Annotated in this window: 17 protein-coding genes; 13 read left to right on the forward strand and 4 right to left on the reverse strand. The window is 69.7% G+C overall.

The features are described from left to right. Nucleotides 1-12 precede the first annotated feature (12 nt). The 8 genes from AKG07_RS16515 (at nucleotide 13) to AKG07_RS16550 (ending at nucleotide 7,596) form a co-directional block, all read left to right on the forward strand. A complete protein-coding gene (locus tag AKG07_RS16515) occupies nucleotides 13-1,173 on the forward strand; it encodes an AMP-binding protein (RefSeq protein ID WP_053098881.1) in 1,161 nt (386 codons plus the stop codon). Nucleotides 1,174-1,215: 42 nt separating this feature from the next. Continuing rightward, the gene (locus AKG07_RS16520) at nucleotides 1,216-2,007 is read left to right on the forward strand and encodes a class I SAM-dependent methyltransferase (protein ID WP_053098882.1); all 792 of its coding nucleotides are present in this window, start codon (nucleotides 1,216-1,218) and stop codon (nucleotides 2,005-2,007) included. A gap of 63 nt (nucleotides 2,008-2,070) precedes the next feature. After that, on the forward strand, nucleotides 2,071-3,246 hold the full coding sequence (locus AKG07_RS16525) for an ATP-binding protein (protein ID WP_053098883.1): 1,176 nt from the start codon (nucleotides 2,071-2,073) through the stop codon (nucleotides 3,244-3,246). Then, complete coding sequence (locus AKG07_RS16530; RefSeq protein WP_053098884.1) at nucleotides 3,243-3,878, forward strand: response regulator; 636 nt, start codon at nucleotides 3,243-3,245, stop codon at nucleotides 3,876-3,878. Before AKG07_RS16525 ends, AKG07_RS16530 begins: the two co-directional genes overlap by 4 nt. A gap of 94 nt (nucleotides 3,879-3,972) precedes the next feature. Further along, on the forward strand, nucleotides 3,973-4,734 hold the full coding sequence (locus tag AKG07_RS16535) for an ABC transporter ATP-binding protein (protein ID WP_053098885.1): 762 nt from the start codon (nucleotides 3,973-3,975) through the stop codon (nucleotides 4,732-4,734). Beyond that, nucleotides 4,731-6,203, forward strand: coding sequence for an ABC transporter permease (locus tag AKG07_RS16540; protein ID WP_053098886.1), 1,473 nt, complete (start codon nucleotides 4,731-4,733; stop codon nucleotides 6,201-6,203). The genes AKG07_RS16535 and AKG07_RS16540 overlap by 4 nt, the downstream gene beginning before the upstream one ends. A gap of 80 nt (nucleotides 6,204-6,283) precedes the next feature. After that, nucleotides 6,284-6,940: a 2-phosphosulfolactate phosphatase gene (locus AKG07_RS16545; RefSeq protein WP_053098887.1), complete on the forward strand. Its 657-nt coding sequence runs from the start codon at nucleotides 6,284-6,286 to the stop codon at nucleotides 6,938-6,940. Nucleotides 6,941-7,077: 137 nt separating this feature from the next. After that, the gene (locus AKG07_RS16550) at nucleotides 7,078-7,596 is read left to right on the forward strand and encodes a DUF3054 domain-containing protein (protein WP_082298000.1); all 519 of its coding nucleotides are present in this window, start codon (nucleotides 7,078-7,080) and stop codon (nucleotides 7,594-7,596) included. Between the two features lie 51 nt (nucleotides 7,597-7,647). Here AKG07_RS16550 and AKG07_RS16555 read toward each other — a convergent pair whose 3' ends face one another. The 3 genes from AKG07_RS16555 to AKG07_RS16565 all read right to left on the reverse strand — a co-directional run bounded on the left by AKG07_RS16555 (nucleotide 7,648) and on the right by AKG07_RS16565 (nucleotide 9,691). After that, nucleotides 7,648-8,136 (reverse strand): SprT-like domain-containing protein, encoded by a 489-nt coding sequence (locus tag AKG07_RS16555; RefSeq protein ID WP_053098888.1) that lies wholly within the window; start codon nucleotides 8,134-8,136, stop codon nucleotides 7,648-7,650. A gap of 66 nt (nucleotides 8,137-8,202) precedes the next feature. Continuing rightward, a complete protein-coding gene (locus AKG07_RS16560) occupies nucleotides 8,203-8,730 on the reverse strand; it encodes a hypothetical protein (RefSeq protein WP_053098889.1) in 528 nt (175 codons plus the stop codon). Between the two features lie 100 nt (nucleotides 8,731-8,830). Then, nucleotides 8,831-9,691 carry a spermidine synthase gene (locus AKG07_RS16565; protein WP_053098890.1) on the reverse strand — a complete coding sequence of 287 codons (861 nt, stop codon included), beginning with the start codon at nucleotides 9,689-9,691 and terminating at the stop codon, nucleotides 8,831-8,833. A gap of 222 nt (nucleotides 9,692-9,913) precedes the next feature. Between AKG07_RS16565 and AKG07_RS16570 the strand changes: the two genes are divergently transcribed. From AKG07_RS16570 to AKG07_RS16590, 5 genes are read left to right on the forward strand one after another with little or no spacing between them, the layout of a single operon-like run. Further along, nucleotides 9,914-11,206: a sugar ABC transporter substrate-binding protein gene (locus AKG07_RS16570; protein WP_053098891.1), complete on the forward strand. Its 1,293-nt coding sequence runs from the start codon at nucleotides 9,914-9,916 to the stop codon at nucleotides 11,204-11,206. A 14-nt stretch (nucleotides 11,207-11,220) separates the two neighbouring features. Then, nucleotides 11,221-12,198: a carbohydrate ABC transporter permease gene (locus tag AKG07_RS16575; RefSeq protein ID WP_053098892.1), complete on the forward strand. Its 978-nt coding sequence runs from the start codon at nucleotides 11,221-11,223 to the stop codon at nucleotides 12,196-12,198. Next, nucleotides 12,195-13,028: a carbohydrate ABC transporter permease gene (locus AKG07_RS16580; protein WP_053098893.1), complete on the forward strand. Its 834-nt coding sequence runs from the start codon at nucleotides 12,195-12,197 to the stop codon at nucleotides 13,026-13,028. Before AKG07_RS16575 ends, AKG07_RS16580 begins: the two co-directional genes overlap by 4 nt. After that, entirely contained in the window at nucleotides 13,025-14,536 is a 1,512-nt protein-coding gene (locus AKG07_RS16585; protein ID WP_053098894.1) for a glycoside hydrolase family 3 N-terminal domain-containing protein, read from the forward strand. The genes AKG07_RS16580 and AKG07_RS16585 overlap by 4 nt, the downstream gene beginning before the upstream one ends. Nucleotides 14,537-14,550: 14 nt before the next feature. Further along, the gene (locus tag AKG07_RS16590) at nucleotides 14,551-15,417 is read left to right on the forward strand and encodes a MurR/RpiR family transcriptional regulator (protein WP_053098895.1); all 867 of its coding nucleotides are present in this window, start codon (nucleotides 14,551-14,553) and stop codon (nucleotides 15,415-15,417) included. A gap of 69 nt (nucleotides 15,418-15,486) precedes the next feature. Here the strand turns inward: AKG07_RS16590 and AKG07_RS16595 are convergent, their stop codons facing one another. Continuing rightward, nucleotides 15,487-16,407: a sugar kinase gene (locus AKG07_RS16595; protein ID WP_053098896.1), complete on the reverse strand. Its 921-nt coding sequence runs from the start codon at nucleotides 16,405-16,407 to the stop codon at nucleotides 15,487-15,489. Nucleotides 16,408-16,513: the final 106 nt, after the last annotated feature.

The following is a 16,513-nucleotide window of genomic DNA, read 5'->3' on the forward strand; positions in this document are numbered from 1 at the left end:
ATCGAGACGCACATGGTCGCGCTGACGCCGACGGATGCCGAGGATTCGGCCGAACTCCGGGCCGCTCTGGCGCGCGCGATCGACGGCGGGCCGGCGCTCGGATTCGGGATGCTCGGAGATGCCCCGAAATGGGTGCCGGACGGCACGGCCGTCGTGATCGCCACCTCGGGCTCCAGCGGGGTCCCCAAGCGGGTCGCGTTGAGCGGCGAGGCGCTGCGGGCGAGTGCCGAGGCGACGGCGTCGAGAGTGGGCGGCGGGCGCTGGCTGCTCGCCCTGCCCGCCGGATACGTGGCCGGACTCCAGGTCATCGTGCGGTCTCTGATGGCAGGCACGCACCCTGTCGCGCTGAGCGGTCGGTTCTCACCCGATTCGTTCGCCGACGCGACACTGTCGATGCTCCGCCCGCTGCCGGGCGGTTCCGCCGGCATCCCCGAGCTGTACACCTCGCTCGTCCCCGCGCAGCTGTCGACGCTTCTCGATGCGGCAGACGACCGACCTGTGCGTGCGGCCCTTCAGGCGTACCGGGCGATCCTCGTGGGTGGCCAAGCGCTGCCGGAACCGCTGCGCGACCGCGCCGCCGATCTCGGCATCCGACTCGTCCGCACCTATGGCTCCACCGAGACGAGCGGGGGATGCGTCTACGACGGCGTCCCCCTCGACACCGTCGCCGTGCGCACGGTCGACGGAGAGCTGCGCATCGCCGGTCCGATGCTCGCTGACGGCTATCTCGGCGACGGGGAGCTCACGGCGAAGAACTTCTCGCGCGACGAGCACGGCATCCGCTGGTATCACACCGGCGATCTCGGGCTCTATGACGACGGCGTCGTGCGGGTGCACGGTCGTGCCGACAACGTGATCGTCTCCGGCGGCATCAACATCTCGCTCGATCGGGTCGAGCGGTTGGTGCGCGGCGTTCCGGGTCTCACCGATGCCGTCGTGGTCGGCGTGCCGGACGAGCGATGGGGCGAGGCCTCGGTCATCGTCGCCCCGAGAGGCGAGGCGCTGCGGCGCAGCGAGGCCGAGCAGCTCGCGCACGCGAGGGATCTCGTCGCCGCCGAGCTCGGCAGGCACGCGAGACCGGCTCGGCTGATCATGGTCGACGAACTGGCCGTGCTGGCCTCAGGGAAGCCGGACCGCGAGTCGATCAGGCGGGCCGTCGCCGAACTGCACTGACGGCGGATTTCAGCGGCGAGAAGAGCACTGCCAGACTGAGTCATGGCCACCTACACGCACGGGCATCACGAGACCGTCCTCCGCTCGCACAGCAGTCGCGACATCTCCAACTCGGCGGAGTACCTCCGCCCGCACCTGACAGAGACCACCCGGCTTCTCGATGTCGGAGCGGGGCCAGGCAGCATCACGATCGACTTCGCCGGCACCGTCGCCCATGTCACGGCGACCGAGATCGATGAGAACGCACTCTCGCTGTCGCGCGATCTCGCATCGCGCAGGGGACTGCACAACCTCGACTTCGCGGTCCAGGACGTGCATGCACTGACCTTCGCCGACGACAGCTTCGACGTGGTGCATGCGCACCAGGTGCTGCAGCACGTCGGCGACCCCGTGCAGGCGCTCCGGGAGATGCGTCGGGTGACGGCGCCGGGTGGTGTCGTGGGGGTGCGCGACGCCGACTACGCGGGCTTCCTCTGGTTCCCGATCCTGCCCGAGCTCGATCGATGGCTCGACCTCTATCGTCGCGCGGCCCGAGCGAACGGCGGCGAGCCCGATGCGGGGCGTCGACTGCTCGCCTGGGCGCGGGCCGCCGGATTCGACGACATCACGGCGACGTCCTCCACGTGGACGTACGCGACCCCCGAGGATCGCGCATGGTGGGGCGGCATGTGGGCCGATCGCATCCTCGAGTCCGCGCTCGCCCGGCAGCTGGTCGACGGCGAGATGGCGACGCGGCGCGACCTGCAGGAGATCAGCGACGCGTGGAAGCGCTGGGCCGACGACGGCGACGGCTGGTACCTCGTGCCGCACGGCGAGATCATCGCCCGCGCCTGACCGGACCGCGGATACATCTGCAAGCGGATGCGAGGCGGATGCCGTGCCGCGTAGCGTGGGGGAGTGATCCGCCCGCTCTCCCGTACGGCGCTCGTGCTCGACATCGTCGGGGCGGCGCTGCTCTTCGTCATCCTCACGCCGTTCTCCGTCGTCTTCTACGGCCCGGGGGCGGTCGGCGAGGGGATCAGCGGTGCGGCGGTCGCGGCGATCGTCACCGCGGGCATCCTGATGTTCGGCGGAGTCGCGATCGGCAGGCTCGCCCCCGGACTCGCGCTCGCCGCGGCCTGGGCGGGCGCGATCGTGCAGATGCTGTCCGGATTCGGTCCGCTGCCGATCGATGTGGCGATCCTCCTGGTGCTCTACGCGACCGCCGCCTGGGGGTCCCGCGCGGTGCTGTGGTGGGGCTTCGGCTCGGCGCTGCTCGGTGCTCTGGTCTCGGCGGTCTACCTGGTCGTCGTCACGGGCGTCACCTCCGGCGCCAGCGGGTGGGATCAGCTGACGACCGGCACGCTGCTCCTGGTCGTCTCGGTGCTCGCGCTCGGATTCGCGTGGGTCTGCGGTCTGCTGTGGCGGGTGGTGCTGCGCGCGCGGAGCACCCGTTCGGCGCAGCTGAAGGCGGAGTCGCTCGCGGCGGAGGAGCAGGAGCGTGTGCGGATCGCCCGCGACATGCACGACATCGTCGCGCACTCGCTGGCCGTGGTGATCGCGCAGGCCGACGGCGCCAGGTATGCGGCCGCCGCGAAGCCCGAGATGGCCACCGAGGCCCTCGGGACCATCGCCCAGACCGCTCGCAGCGCCCTGAGCGACGTGCGTCTGCTGCTCACGCAGCTGCGCCACCGACAGGGGGACGGTCCCCAGCCGACGCTCGCAGACCTCGAGTCGCTGTTCGCGCAGGTGCGTCAGGCAGGAGTCGAGCCCCGGATCACCGTCGATCCGATGCCGCCGGGGGAGCCGCCGGGAGCCATCCAGCTCGCGGTGTACCGGATCCTCCAGGAGGCGCTCACGAACGCCATCCGTCACGGCGACGGCGCGGTCGACGTGCACCTCGCGTGGCTTCCCGACCGTGTCGACATCCAGGTGCGCAACACCGTGGGACGGGAGCAGCCGCAGATCGGCGGCGGTCACGGGGTGATCGGCATGCGTGAACGGGCGCAGCTCGTCGGCGGTAGCCTTCAGGCGGAGCGCCAGGGAGCGCAGTTCGTCGTCCGCGCCTCGCTCCCGATCGGAGAAGTCGCATGATCAGGGTCGTCCTCGTCGATGATCAGGCGCTGTTCCGCGCCGGAGTCCGCATGCTGCTCGCCTCGCAGCCCGACCTCGACGTCGTCGGAGAAGCGGGCGATGGCCGCGAAGCCGTCGCTCTCGTGCACGCGACTCGACCGGACGTGGTGCTGATGGACATCAGGATGCCGGTCATGGACGGGCTCGCTGCGACCGCCGAGATCCTCGCTCAGCCCGACCCGCCGCGCATCGTCATGCTGACGACCTTCGACCTCGACGAGGCCGCCGCTCGCGCGATCCGTCAGGGGGCGAGCGGATTCCTCCTGAAGGACGCCGACCCCGAGTTCCTCCTCGCCGCGATCCGCACCGTCCACGCGGGCTCGAGCGTCATCGCCGCGTCGGCGACCCGCGAGCTGTTCGAGCACTTCGCCGAGGAGCCGAAGCCGGTGCCGGTGCAGTTCTCCGCGCTGACCGAGCGTGAGCGCGAGATCTTCGCGCTCGCCGCCCGGGGGCTCTCGAACTCCGAGATCGCCGCTCGCGAATATCTCAGCGAGGCGACCGTCAAGACCCACATCAGCCGCATCCTGACGAAGCTCACCCTCCGCGACCGGGTGCAGCTGGTGGTATTCGCGTTCGAGCACGGACTCGCCTGACCCGATTCCTGTCCGCGGAATCATCCTTACGATGTAGGCGGATGCGCCGTCAGGCCGACGCGGCGGAGCAGCCGGCGTCCGTAGCGTCGAAGGCATGGAGATCACGACCACCGACCTCGGGCTCGCAGCCCGCGTCCAGCACCTCAAGAAGACCTACGGCGCCGGCGAGGGCACCGTCCACGCGCTGGACGACGTCAGCGTCGGCATCCGCCGCGGACAGTTCACCGCCATCATGGGACCGTCCGGTTCGGGCAAGTCCACGCTCATGCACATCATGGCCGGCCTCGACACCCCGACGCAGGGGAGGAGCTGGATCGGCGACACCGAGATCACGGAGCTCGGAGACCTCGATCTCACGATCCTGCGCCGCCGCCGGGTCGGCTTCATCTTCCAGGCGTTCAACCTCGTGCCGACGCTCACCGCCCTCGGCAACATCATGCTGCCGTTCGAGCTCGACGGGCGGCGACCCAGCGCGATCGAGAAGGCGCGCATCGATGGACTGATCCAGACGCTCGGGCTCGGATCCCGTCTGCAGCACCGACCGCATCAGCTCTCGGGGGGCCAGCAGCAGCGCGTCGCCATCGCCCGTGCGCTCGCCACGGCGCCCGATCTCGTGTTCGCCGACGAGCCCACGGGCAATCTCGATTCCCGCACGGGGCGCGAGGTGCTGCAGCTGCTGGCCACCGCGAGCCGCGAGCACGGACAGTCCATCGCCATGGTCACCCACGACGCGATCGCGGCGAGCCACGCCGACCGGGTGCTGTTCCTCGGAGACGGCCGGATCGTCGCCGACCACCCGCGCCAGACCGCCGAGGAGATCTCGGCCTACATGCTCGCCGCCGAGGTCGCGGCATGAGCGCCGTCATCGAGTCTCCGACTCTCGCCGTCGTACCGCAGACGTCCGCGACCGGTCCGCGCCTCGCCTGGCTGCGCGACCGGGGCATGGGCGCCAGCATCCTGGTCGCAGCGCTCTCGGCCGCTTTCGGAGTGGTGCTGGTCGAGACCACGGCCTACCTCGGAGCCGTGCTGCAGGCCGACCCCTTCATCGGCGACAGCGAGACGCTCGCGTTCATCGTGGGACTGCTCTCGGTTCTGCTCACGGGCGTCGCGATGTACGTCGCCGCGATCGTCACCGCGAACACGTTCTCGACGATCATCGCCGGGCGCACGCGTCAGATCGCCCTGATGCGCCTCATCGGCGCGACCGCGAGGTCCCAGCGGGCCGTGGTCGGCCGGCAGGGCTTCGCGGTGGGGGTCATCGGCGCGGCACTCGGGCTTCTCGCCGGCCTCGTGATCGCCGCGGTCGGCGTGCAGATCGGTTCCGGACTGATCGAGAACGTGCCGCAGGGGTTCTCTCTCGCCCAGCCCTTCATCGCCTTGCCGGTCGTCGGCGTCGCGCTCACGACCTGGGCGGCGGCATGGGTGGGCTCCAGACGCGTCCTCGCGGTCACGCCGCTGCAGGCGATCGGCGGGTCGGTCGAGCGCACTCGCGAAGAGCTGTCCCGCCCCGGGCGGCACATTGGCGCATGGATCCTGCTGGCTTCCGGCACCGTGCTGCTGGCGGCAGGGGTCGTCGTCGGCCTCGTGCACCCGCTCGGGGTGGTCGTCGCCTTCGTCGGCGGACTGCTCTCCTTCACCGGACTCGCGCTCGGATCGGTGCTGTTCATGCCTCCCGTGCTGCGTCTGGTCGGGCGGATGTTCGGATCGAGTGCCACGGCACGACTCGCGGCCGAGAACGCCCTCCGCTATCCCGAGCGCTCGTCGCGCATGGCGATCGGCGTCGTGATGGGGGTCACACTGGTCACGATGTTCGCGGTCGCGCTCGAATCGGTCAAGCAGATGCTGATCGGTCAGGTCGAGGGCGAGACGCCTGCAGAGTTCTTCACCCCGTTCGACGCCTTCGCATCGGTGATGATGGTGCTCGTGGCGGTGTCGGCGGTGATCGCCGCGGTCGGTCTCGTCAATCTTCTGACGATCGGCGTCGTGCAGCGTCGTCGCGAGCTCGGACTCCTCCGGTCCATCGGCCTGTCCAATGGGCAGGTGCGCCGCATGGTGCTACTCGAGGCGGCGCACATCACGGTGGCCGCGACGCTGACCGGGTTGATCCTGGGCATCGCCTACGGATGGATCGCGGCGCAGTCGCTGCTCGGCTCCGTGCCGACCCTGCCCGACTTCGAGGCCGCCGGGCTCGTCGCACCGCACGTGCCCTGGCTGCCCGTGGTCATCATCGTCGCGGCGACCGCTGTGCTGACCCTGGTGGCTGCCGCGACGCCGACCCGCCTCGCCACCCGCGTGGCGCCCGTCGACGCACTGGCCGCCGACTGACGACGACGCCTGGGGATGCCCCGATGACCGAATCCGTCATCGGGGCATCGGCACCCGGGCGGTCGTTCTAGGCTGGACGGATGCCGTCTCCGTTCGACCAGTCCACGTATCAGGTGCGTCTCGAGTGGGGCGTCGACGGGCTCGATCGCCTCGCGACCGCCGATGTCGTCGTGGTGGTCGACGTGCTCCGCTTCTCGTCGACGGTGGCAGACGCTGTCGCGTCGGGCTCCGCGGTCTCGCTCGACGACGCGCGTGAATGGTCCCGCAACGGCGCCGCGGTCGCCGCCCGCGCCGGCGACGCGGTCGTGCTGATCGGAAGTCTCCGCAACGCGGCGGCAGTGGCACGAGCGATCGCGACGCTGCAGGAGCGCAACCAGTCACGCACTTCCGTGAGCGTGATCGCCGCGGGCGAAGCCGACGCCGCGGGCGCCGTGCGCTTCGCGGTCGAAGACCACCTGGGAGCCGGCGCGATCATCGCCGCGCTCACCGAACTCGGCATAGACCACACGGCGCCCGATGCGGCCGTGGCCGCCGAGGGATTCCGCGCGCTGAAGAGGGCGCTGCGCCACATGGTCAGCGCGAGCGGTTCGGCGCGTGAGCTCGCGGACGGGGTCGCCGCGACCGAGCGGATGCGGGCGTCCGGTGCCGCGCCGACGACGGTGTCGGACGCCGCCGAGCTCGACGCCCTGGATGTCGTCCCCGTGCTGCGTGACGGGCTCTTCGTCGCCTTCGACTGAGCGGTCTGCGGTCGTCCCTGGCGCGCAGGCCATCCCCGCTCGTGGGTGAGGCGCCTGTGGATCTCGTCCCTGCACGCGCTCGGCAACAGGCCGTGCATCCGGCACGGGTTTCGTGTTCCGCGACGTAGGGTCATGGCATGAGGTTCGTCCCCGCTTTCATCGTCGATGCCGTCCTGGTGCTCGTCTTCGCCGTGATCGGCCGTGCCTCGCACGGAGAAGATCCCGGCGGGTTCCTGCTCACCGCCTGGCCGTTCATCGTCGCCCTTCTGCTGGGTCACATCGTGGCCGCGCTTCTGCCGGCGAGACCGCGTCGACCGTGGTCGCTGGCCTGGGGTGCCGTCGTCTGGCTCGTCACCGTGGTCGGCGGGCTGCTGCTGCGGGTCGTGGCGGGGGACACCGCGCAGATCGCGTTCATCATCGTCACGACCCTCGTGCTCGGCGTCTTCCTCGTCGGGTGGCGAGCCGTGGCAGCGCTCCTGCGTCGGCGTGCGGGGCGTGCGAGCGACGTCGGTGCGGCGCGCGGGCGGCCTGAGGAGCCGGAGGATGACGACACTCCCGTCGACCGGGACGCACCCGCCGACGCGGCAGCCTCGGAGCGAGCGCAGGAGGAACCCTCGCCCGAGGCCGATCCGGAATCAGGTCCTCACGCGCGCTGACCGCACTCTGGCGGTTCGCGGCGCTCGGGGCGGGTCGACGTCGTGCGCGGATCAGCGCGACATCTGCGCCGCGAGCCTTGTGTCGGCCGTGATCTCGCGCCGAGTCCAGTCGAACAGATAGCGCGCGTCGTACGAGCGGGAGCACCGCGCGCACGATGTGGCGCGTGACGGACGCCGATGGCGGTAGGTCACGTGACCAGCGGGGCACTGGCCGACCCACGGCGCGAGTTCGACCGCCGTCTCGCCATGGTGGGTGGTTCCGCCGACGTAGCCCAGGTCTCGGGCCACGCGCTTCCAGGTCGGGCCGTGGGCCGCTTCATGACCCGCGAGGGCATGCGCCACCTCGTGCAGCAGCACCTGATGGATCTCGTCGTCCTCGAACCGCGCAGCCAGATACCGCGACACGGTGATGCGCTTCTTCGTGTAGTCGCACTGCCCCGCCCGACGCTTCGCGTGGTCGAAGCCGAATGACCAGCTGTCGTCGAGGTGCAGCGTGATCAGTGCCTCGCCCCAGACGCGCACCCGGTCAAGTTCCGCCATGCGATCAGGCTAAGCCATACCGCCGACATCGCCCCTCAGCGGGGCACCGGCGGGCGTGTGCTGCCGTCAGCCCGCGACGAGCTGCGTCGTGCGGCGCCGCTCGGCGGCTTCGATGGCGAGCAGCACCGTCTCGAGCTCTCGGTCCTCGGCCCCGGCCTCGCGGCGCAGGAAGAGGGACTGCTTGAAGCTCTCGCGAGCGGTCTCGTAGTCGCCGGCCTCGTAGGCGTTCCTGCCGTGATGGTGGTGCGCGAACGCGGCGATCGACAGCCAGCGCTGTCCCTCGGCTTCGGCGGCGCACGTCGCGAGCTCCTGCTCGGCGGCGGCGTGGGCGCCGCGGTGCTGCAGGATCGTGGCGTGCAGCACCCTCGAGCGCAGGACGTCCTTGCGTGTGCCCGCCATGCGCGACTGGCGCACGGCCTCATCGGCGAGGGGGAGCGCTTCGTCCAGACGGTCGAGGACCTTCAGCAGCCAGACCCGCTCCAGCAGTGCCGGAAGGCTCCGCTGGCTCTCGATCTCCTCCAGCCGTGCGGCGCATTCACCGAGGTCGACCAGCTCGCGAAGGCCCTCCGGGTCGTATCCCTGGATGAAACTCATTGCTCTCCTTCCGCAGCGTCCCCCGTCAAGTGTGCCTCGCGTCGGCGCAGTCGTCGGGGCGGCACGCCCCACGGCCCCGCATCCGATCTCGATCGAGGCCTCAGCGGAGGAACAGCGAGGCGTCCGGACGAGGGGAGGCGACGGCATCCGCATCGGTCACCACGCGTGCACCCTGCACGAAGGCGGTCACCTCGGCACCCTGCGCGATCTTCGCCGGATGCGGCCCCGCGGCGAGCATCCTGGGCAGCCATTCGGTCGGCAGGGGAGCCGCCGATGCGGCGATCACGAGGTTGCCGAACCTGCGCCCCTTCAGCACCTGGGTGTCGGCGAGGACGCCGATCTCGGGCAGAACCTCCGCGATCGTCGCGACCTGTCGCCGCGCGAAGGCGAGGCCCGGCCCGTCGGCGACGTTCACGAGCAGCACGCCGGCGGGCGCGAGCAGTTCGGCGAGTTCGCGGTAGAACTCGATGCTGGTGAGGTGGGCCGGCGTCTGGGCTCCGGAGTAGACGTCGGACACCACCAGATCGCAGGTGCCGACGATCGCCGGGGGGAGGCGGCGGACGCCCTCGCGGGCATCTCCGATGCGGAGCCGGATGGCCGCGCCTCGCGGCAGGGGGAGGTGCTCGCGCACGAGGGTGGCCAGCGGTGCCTCGAGCTCGATCACCTGCTGCCGGGAACCGGGGCGGGTCGCCTCGATGTAGCGGGGGATCGTCAGTGCGCCCGCGCCGAGGTGCACCGCCGTCAGGGGACCGGCGGCGAGCTGGTCGATCACGGCGCCCATCCGCACGATGTACTCGAAGTGCAGGTGCGTGGGGTCATCCAGGTCGACGTGCGACTGCGGGGTGTCGTCGACGATGAGCTCGAATCCGCTGGTGAACTCCGACGGCACGATGCGGGCGATGCCTCCGTGGTCGAGACGGACCTGCGGGTGCTCGGTGTCCTTCGCTCGCGTCCTGCCCATCCTCCGAGACTACGCGCTCACTCCGCCTCGACATCGTGTGGTCGGCTCACGCGATGGGAGGATTGAGAGCTGCTGACTCGCCGCGAGTCTGCCGCGGAGGCTCGATGTTACGGCCGCATGACGTTTCCGAGAATAACTTGCAGGGAATTAGTTAGTGATGAATACTTTTTCCTACGTGGTAGGCACCCGATGCCGCCAGGACGTTCAAAGAGGAGATCCCTGATGCACAAGCGCATTCTTCCGGTCGTGGCGCTGGGCGCCGTGGCCACCCTGGGCCTGGCGGCCTGTGCCGGCGGCGGAGCCGACACCGGCGGAGCCGTCGACGGAGAGGGCCAGGAGCTCACCGTCTGGATCATGAAGGGCACGAACCCGGACGCGAGCGCGTTCTACGACGAGGTCTCGAGCGCCTTCGAAGACGAGACCGGCGCCACGGTCAAGATCGAGGAGATCCAGTGGGCGGACGCTCACGATCGCTTCGTCACGTCGATCGCCGGCGGCACCACGCCCGACATCGCCGAGACCGGAACCACCTGGACCGCGGAGTTCGCGGACGCGGGTGCCCTCGAGCCGCTCGACGAGTACGTCGATGCCGAAGACGGCCTGCGTGACGACCTCGTCGAGGGCCTCGCGGTCGCCGGCACCTACGAAGACGAGCTGTACGGCATGCCCTGGTACGCCGGAGTCCGCTCCATCGTCTACCGCACCGACGTGTTCGAGGAGCTCGGTCTCGAGGCCCCGAAGACGTGGGACGACATCGTCACCGCTGGCGAGGCCATCAAGGCCGCCAAGCCCGACATGCTGCCGTTCCCCGTCGCGGGTGACGCGGAGTTCCAGGTGTATCCCTGGGTCTGGGGCGCCGGCGGCGAGGTCGCGACCCTCGACGGCAAGACCTGGACGAGCGAGCTCGACAGCAAGGAGTCGCAGGCCGGCATCGAGTTCTACACCGGACTCGCGACCGAGCACGGCTTCTCCTCCGCCGGAGCCACGACCTGGAAGGAGACGGACCTCCGTGACTCGTTCACGCAGGGCAACGTCGCCATGATGCTCTCGGGCTCCTGGACCCCGAAGGCTCTGATCGAGGCCAACCCCGAGCTCGAGGGCAAGATCGGCGCCGCCGTGATCCCCGGCGAGGACGGCGGCATCGCTCCGTCCGTGCTCGGCGGCTCGCACCTGTCGGTCTTCAACACGACCGAGAACGCCGACCTCGCATGGGAGTTCGTCAAGCTGATGACCACGGGCGAGTTCGCCGAGAAGTGGGCTGACGAGACCGGATACTTCCCGGGCGTGCAGTCCGCGATGGAGGAGGCCCTGGCCTCGACCGACCCGCTCGTCGCTCCGTTCGCGCAGCAGATGGTCGAGGGCGGCGCATCCGTGCCGGTCACGCCGAACTTCGGTGCCGTTCAGGCGAAGAAGACCACCAACTCGATGATCCAGGCGATCCTCAGCGGGCAGAAGGACGTCGCCACGGCGACGAAGGATGCCGCCGCTGAGATGACCGATCTGCTCAACCAGTAAGGCTGTATCCCTTCATGTCGATGGTGCAAGCGCCACTGCCGGTCACGAAGGCGGAGTCCACCTCCGCCTCCGTGGCCGGCGGCCGGCCGCCCAAGCGGGGTTTCTCGCTGATCACGGCCCGCCCCTGGCTTCTTCTCGCCCCCGGGCTGGTCATCCTCGCGGTGCTCATGCTCTGGCCGCTCATCCAGGTCGTCATCTTCTCGCTGCAGGACTACGGTCTTCGCGAGATCAACACCGGCGAGAACAACTGGATCGGCGTCGACAACTACGTCGAGGCGCTCACCAACCCGACACTGTGGACCGTCGTCCTGCCGAACACCGTCGGCTTCGCCGCCGTCGCCGTGTTCGTCACGGTCGCGGTCGGCACGCTCGTGGCGCTGCTGCTCGCGAAGCTGGGCACGGTGTGGCGCACCATCGTCTCGAGCTGCATCATGGTGGCGTGGGCGATGCCCGCCGTCACCGGAACCTACGTCTGGACGTTCATCTTCGATGCCGACCGCGGCATCTTCAACACCGTCCTGCAGGATCTCGGCCTGATGGACGACCCGGTGAACTGGTTCACCAATCAGTGGTCGTTCTACGCGATCGTGCTGCTGAACGTCGTGCACCACGGCTTCCCGTTCGTCGCCATCACGGTGCTCGCGGGCCTGCTCGGCGTCTCGAAGGAGATGCTCGAGGCGGCCGCGCTCGACGGCGCGAACGCGTGGATGCGGTTCTGGAAGATCATCTTCCCCACTCTCAAGCCCGTCTTCTCGGTCGTGATCATCCTGTCGACGATCTGGGATTTCAAGGTCTTCGCGCAGGTCTACCTGATGCCCGGTGGAGGCGGCGGCAACCGGTCGGTGCTGAACCTCGGCGTCTGGTCGTACGTCGAATCCTTCGGCCAGAACCGCTACGGCTTCGGTGCCGCGCTCGCCGTGCTGCTCACCCTCGTGCTGATCGGCATCACGATCGTGTACATCCGCTCCCTCATGAAGGAGGACGAGCTGTGAACCCCCGCCCGTCTGTCATGTCGCGCGTCGGCACCGGCATCGCGATCGCCGCCGTCCTGATCTTCACGCTGTTCCCCGTCTACTGGATGGTCTCCAGTGCGCTCGACGCCAAGGCGTCCAGCGGAGGGCAGTCGCTGCTGCCTCAGGAGTTCACGTTCGACAACTTCGCCTTCGTCCTCACCGACGGCGGTTTCGGCACCTACCTCCGCAACTCCGCGATCGTGGCTCTCGTCACCGTCCTGGTCAGCGCCCTCGTGTGTCTGCTCGCGGCTGTCGCGGTCGCCCGGTTCCGCTTCAAGTTCCGCACGACCATCCTGATGATGATCCTCGTCGTGCAGATGGTTCCGCTCGAGGCCCTCGTCATCCCGCTCTTCCTGCAGGTCAAGAGCCTCGGGCTGCTCAACAGCATCCTCGGCCTGATGGTCGTGTACGTCGCGCTCTCGCTGGCGTTCGGGATCTGGATGCTGCGCGGATTCGTCGCCGCCGTGCCCGTCGAGCTCGAGGAGGCCGCGTACATCGACGGCGCCAGCTGGTGGCGGATGTTCCGCTCGATCCTGCTGCCGCTGGTGATGCCCGGTCTCGTCGCGACCAGCATCTTCAGCTTCATCACGGCCTGGAACGAATTCATCTTCGCCATGACGATCCTCGGCAGCGCGACCGACCAGTACACGGTCTCGATCGGACTGAAGTCGTTCTTCGGCCTGCACTCCAACGACTGGGGCAGCATCATGGCCGCGTCGACGATCATCACGATCCCGGTGATGGTGTTCTTCGTGATCGTGCAGCGTCGTCTCTCGGCCGGCATGGTCGCGGGAGCGGTGAAGGGATGACCGACGACCTCGTCCGCCTCGCCAACGGGGTGCTCTGGCCGGGGTTCCTCGGCACGGAGGCCCCCGAATGGCTTCTCGACGAGCTGCGCGACGGCCTCGCGGGTGTCGTGTACTTCAGTCAGAACGTCGGCGAGGGACTTCCGGCTCTGAGCGACGAGATCCTCCGGGCCAATCCGGACGCGCTGATCGGGATCGACGAGGAGGGCGGCAACGTCACACGCCTCGAGTCCGCAGCCGGCTCCACGCTTCCGGGGGCGGCTCAGCTGGGCATCGTCGACGACGTCGAGGCGACGCGGGCATCGGGTGCCGAGCTGGCTCGACGAGTGGCCGCGATCGGCGGCAACGTCGTGCTCGGTCCCGTCGCGGATGTGAACACCGATCCGCGGAATCCTGTGATCGGCGTTCGTTCCTTCGGCAGCGACCAGAAGCTCGTCGCCCGACACGTGCAGGCGGCGGTGGAGGGACTGCAGAGCACGGCGGTCGCGGCGTGCGTCAAGCACTTCCCGGGGCACGGTGACACGCACACCGACTCGCACCACGCACTGCCCGAGATCTCGCTGGGGATCGAGGAGTTCGAGCGGGTGCACCTCGAGCCGTTCCGCGCGGCGGTGGCTGCAGGTGTCGACGCCGTCATGACCGCGCACATCGTCGTTCCCGCCTGGGGCGCCGAGCCGGCGACGCTGAACCCCCGAGTGCTCGGGCTGCTCCGTGGCTGGGGCTTCGACGGCGTGATCATCACGGATGCCCTCGACATGGCGGCCATCCGCGAGACCGTCGGCATCGGCGAAGGCGCCGCGCGTGCCCTCGCGGCCGGAGCGGATCTGCTGTGCATCGGCAACCCGACGAACCGCGGTGAGGCCACGCTCCCCGACCAGGACCGTCGAGACTTCCTCGCCGCGCGCGACGGGATCCTCGCGGCGGTGGACGACGGCTCAGTCTCTCGCGAGCGACTCGCCGAAGCGGCCGGGAGGGTCTCCCGCCTGGCTCAGACCCTGAGCATCCGTGCCGAGACTGCGACTCCCGTCGACTACGACGGATCGGACATCGTCCGACGCGCGATCACAGGAGTGACGCGCGATGCCGAGGCGCTCGCCGTCGTCGATGCTCGCCGACGTTCGACGCTCGCGGTCGACAGCGCGTCGGCGTACGTGGCTGAGACTCTGGCGGCAGACGGTCATCGCGTGCGCGTCGACGTCGCACGGACGACGATCGACGAGCAGGATGGGGCTCTCGACGCGGCTGTCGCGGCAGACGGACTGACGGTCGTCCTCTTGGATCGTCCAGACACCGACGACGGGCAGCGTGCGCTCGTCGAGCGCGCCGCTCTGCGTGATCCCGACGCGGTCGTGGTCAACGTCGGACTCGCGGCACGGCGGCCTCTGCCCCTCGCGCTCGTGGAGGTCGGATCCGCGAGCCGGATCGGAGCCCAGGCCGCCAGAGATCGACTGATCGGGGGCTCGTCGCGCCGCGCCGATCCGTCGCCCGACAGCGCAGGTGCCGCCGACTGAGGCAGGATGACACCGTGGACGCCGATGTTCTCGCGCTGGTGCGCCGATCCGTTCCCCGACTGAGTGCTGCAGAAGCACGGGTCGCGGAGACGATCCTCGGAGACCCCACGCTCGTCGTCGACCTCGCCATCAACGACCTCGCCCAGCTCTGTCACACATCGCTGTCGACCGTGGCTCGCTTCGCGCAGTCGCTCGGCTTCAGCGGATACCGGGAGCTGCGGGTCGCGGTCGCCCGCACGATCACGCTCGCCCAGGCGCAGCAGGCGCGCTTCGGCCTCGACACCACGGCGATCGATCCCGATGACGAGCCGTCCGCCATCGCCGCGAAGCTCGCGGCACAGGAGATCGACGCGATCGAGAAGACGGCGCTCGGACTGGATGCCGACGCGCTCGACCGCGTCGCCAGGGCCGTCGTGGCGGCGCGCCACGTCGATCTGTTCGGGCAGGCCGCATCGTCGTTGACCGCTCAGGACCTTCAGCAGAAGCTCGCGCGCATCGGGTGCTCGGTCGCGCACTCCGCCGATCCGCACCTCGCCCTCACGACGGCGTCGCTGCGGACCCCGGAGGACGTCGTCATCGCGTTCTCCCACGGGGGCGAGACGCAGGAGGTCGTCCGGGCTGTCGAGATCGCCAGAGATGCGGGCGCCTTGTCGGTGGCCATCACCAGCGCCTCCGACTCGACGCTCGCGCTCGCCGCAGACGTCTCGCTGATCACCTACGCGCAGGAGTCGCCGTTCCGCATGGCCGCGATGTCGAGCCGCATCGCGCAGCTGGCGCTGGTCGACATCCTCTTCGTCCGGGTCGTCCAGCACCGGGGTGAACCCGTGGTCATCCCGCTGCAGCTGACGCACGACGCTGCGGCGCCGCGTCGACGTCGCTAGAAGCAGGCGATGAGATACCCGTCGACCGTCACCGGTGCCCGTGGCGACCGGCAGGAACAGCGTCGCTGATCAGTCGATGTGGTCTCGGGTGCTGACCAGTGCCCTGGTCGCGATCCGGTGCGCGCGAGCGAGGCTGCCGGTGAGCGAGAGTCCCGACAGGACGCCGGCCAGGAATCCGGCGGCGAACGCATCTCCGGCGCCGATGGACTCCACGACGGGGACATCGAGCGACCTGCTGTCGGTGCGCTCGGCGCCGTCGAAGGCCACAGCGCCGTCTGGACTCGTGGCCAGCAGATACCTCGGTTCGGGGAACAACTCGCGCAGTCGATCGGGCTCGCCGGTGCCGAAGACCGCCTCGGCGTCGGGGCGTGTGCAGAACGCGATGTCGGCGCGACGGACGTAGTCCGCGATCACCGCGCGCCCCTCCTCCTGTCGCCCGCGCCACAGCGCAGGTCGCCAGTTCACGTCGAAGCTGAGCAGCCGCCCGTCGCGTGGCGCATCGAAGAGGGCGTTCTGCGCTGCGTGAGCGGTGTCCGAGAGAGCAGGCGTGATCCCCGAGGTGTGCACGAGGGCGGCCTGTGACAGCAGCGCGGATGCCGCGTCGGAGTCGAGCGTCGCCGGCGACAGGGCCGCGGCCGCGGAGCCCGAGCGGTAGTAGTGCATGGTCCCGTCGACGGAGCCGTCCGGCCGCGGTGACAGCTCCTTGACGTAGAGGCCGGTGGGCGCCTCGGCGTCGATCTCCACGGCGGAGTCGTCGACCTCGTGCCGGCGCAGCTCGGCGGTGAGGAAGCGCCCGAACCCGTCGTCGCCCACACGGGAGACGACGGCGGTGCGGATGCCGGCCGAGGCCAGTGCGATCGCCGTGTTCCACTCCGCTCCGGCGAGCGAGCGGTGGAACGTCCGCACGTCCTCGAGGGGCGCGGCGATGGCCGGGACGAAGGAGACGAGGCCCTCGCCGACGCAGACGGCGAGGGGAGACGTGTCGGGCACGCTCTGGAGATTACCGGATCGGCCACACCCCCGGACATCCGTAACAGGAATGAAACCTGCAGGTGTTTGGCATCGGTCTGCGCACTGGGTAGTTTCAAGGAATCAC

This window comes from Microbacterium sp. CGR1 (assembly GCF_001266755.1).
GTDB lineage: Bacteria > Actinomycetota > Actinomycetes > Actinomycetales > Microbacteriaceae > Microbacterium.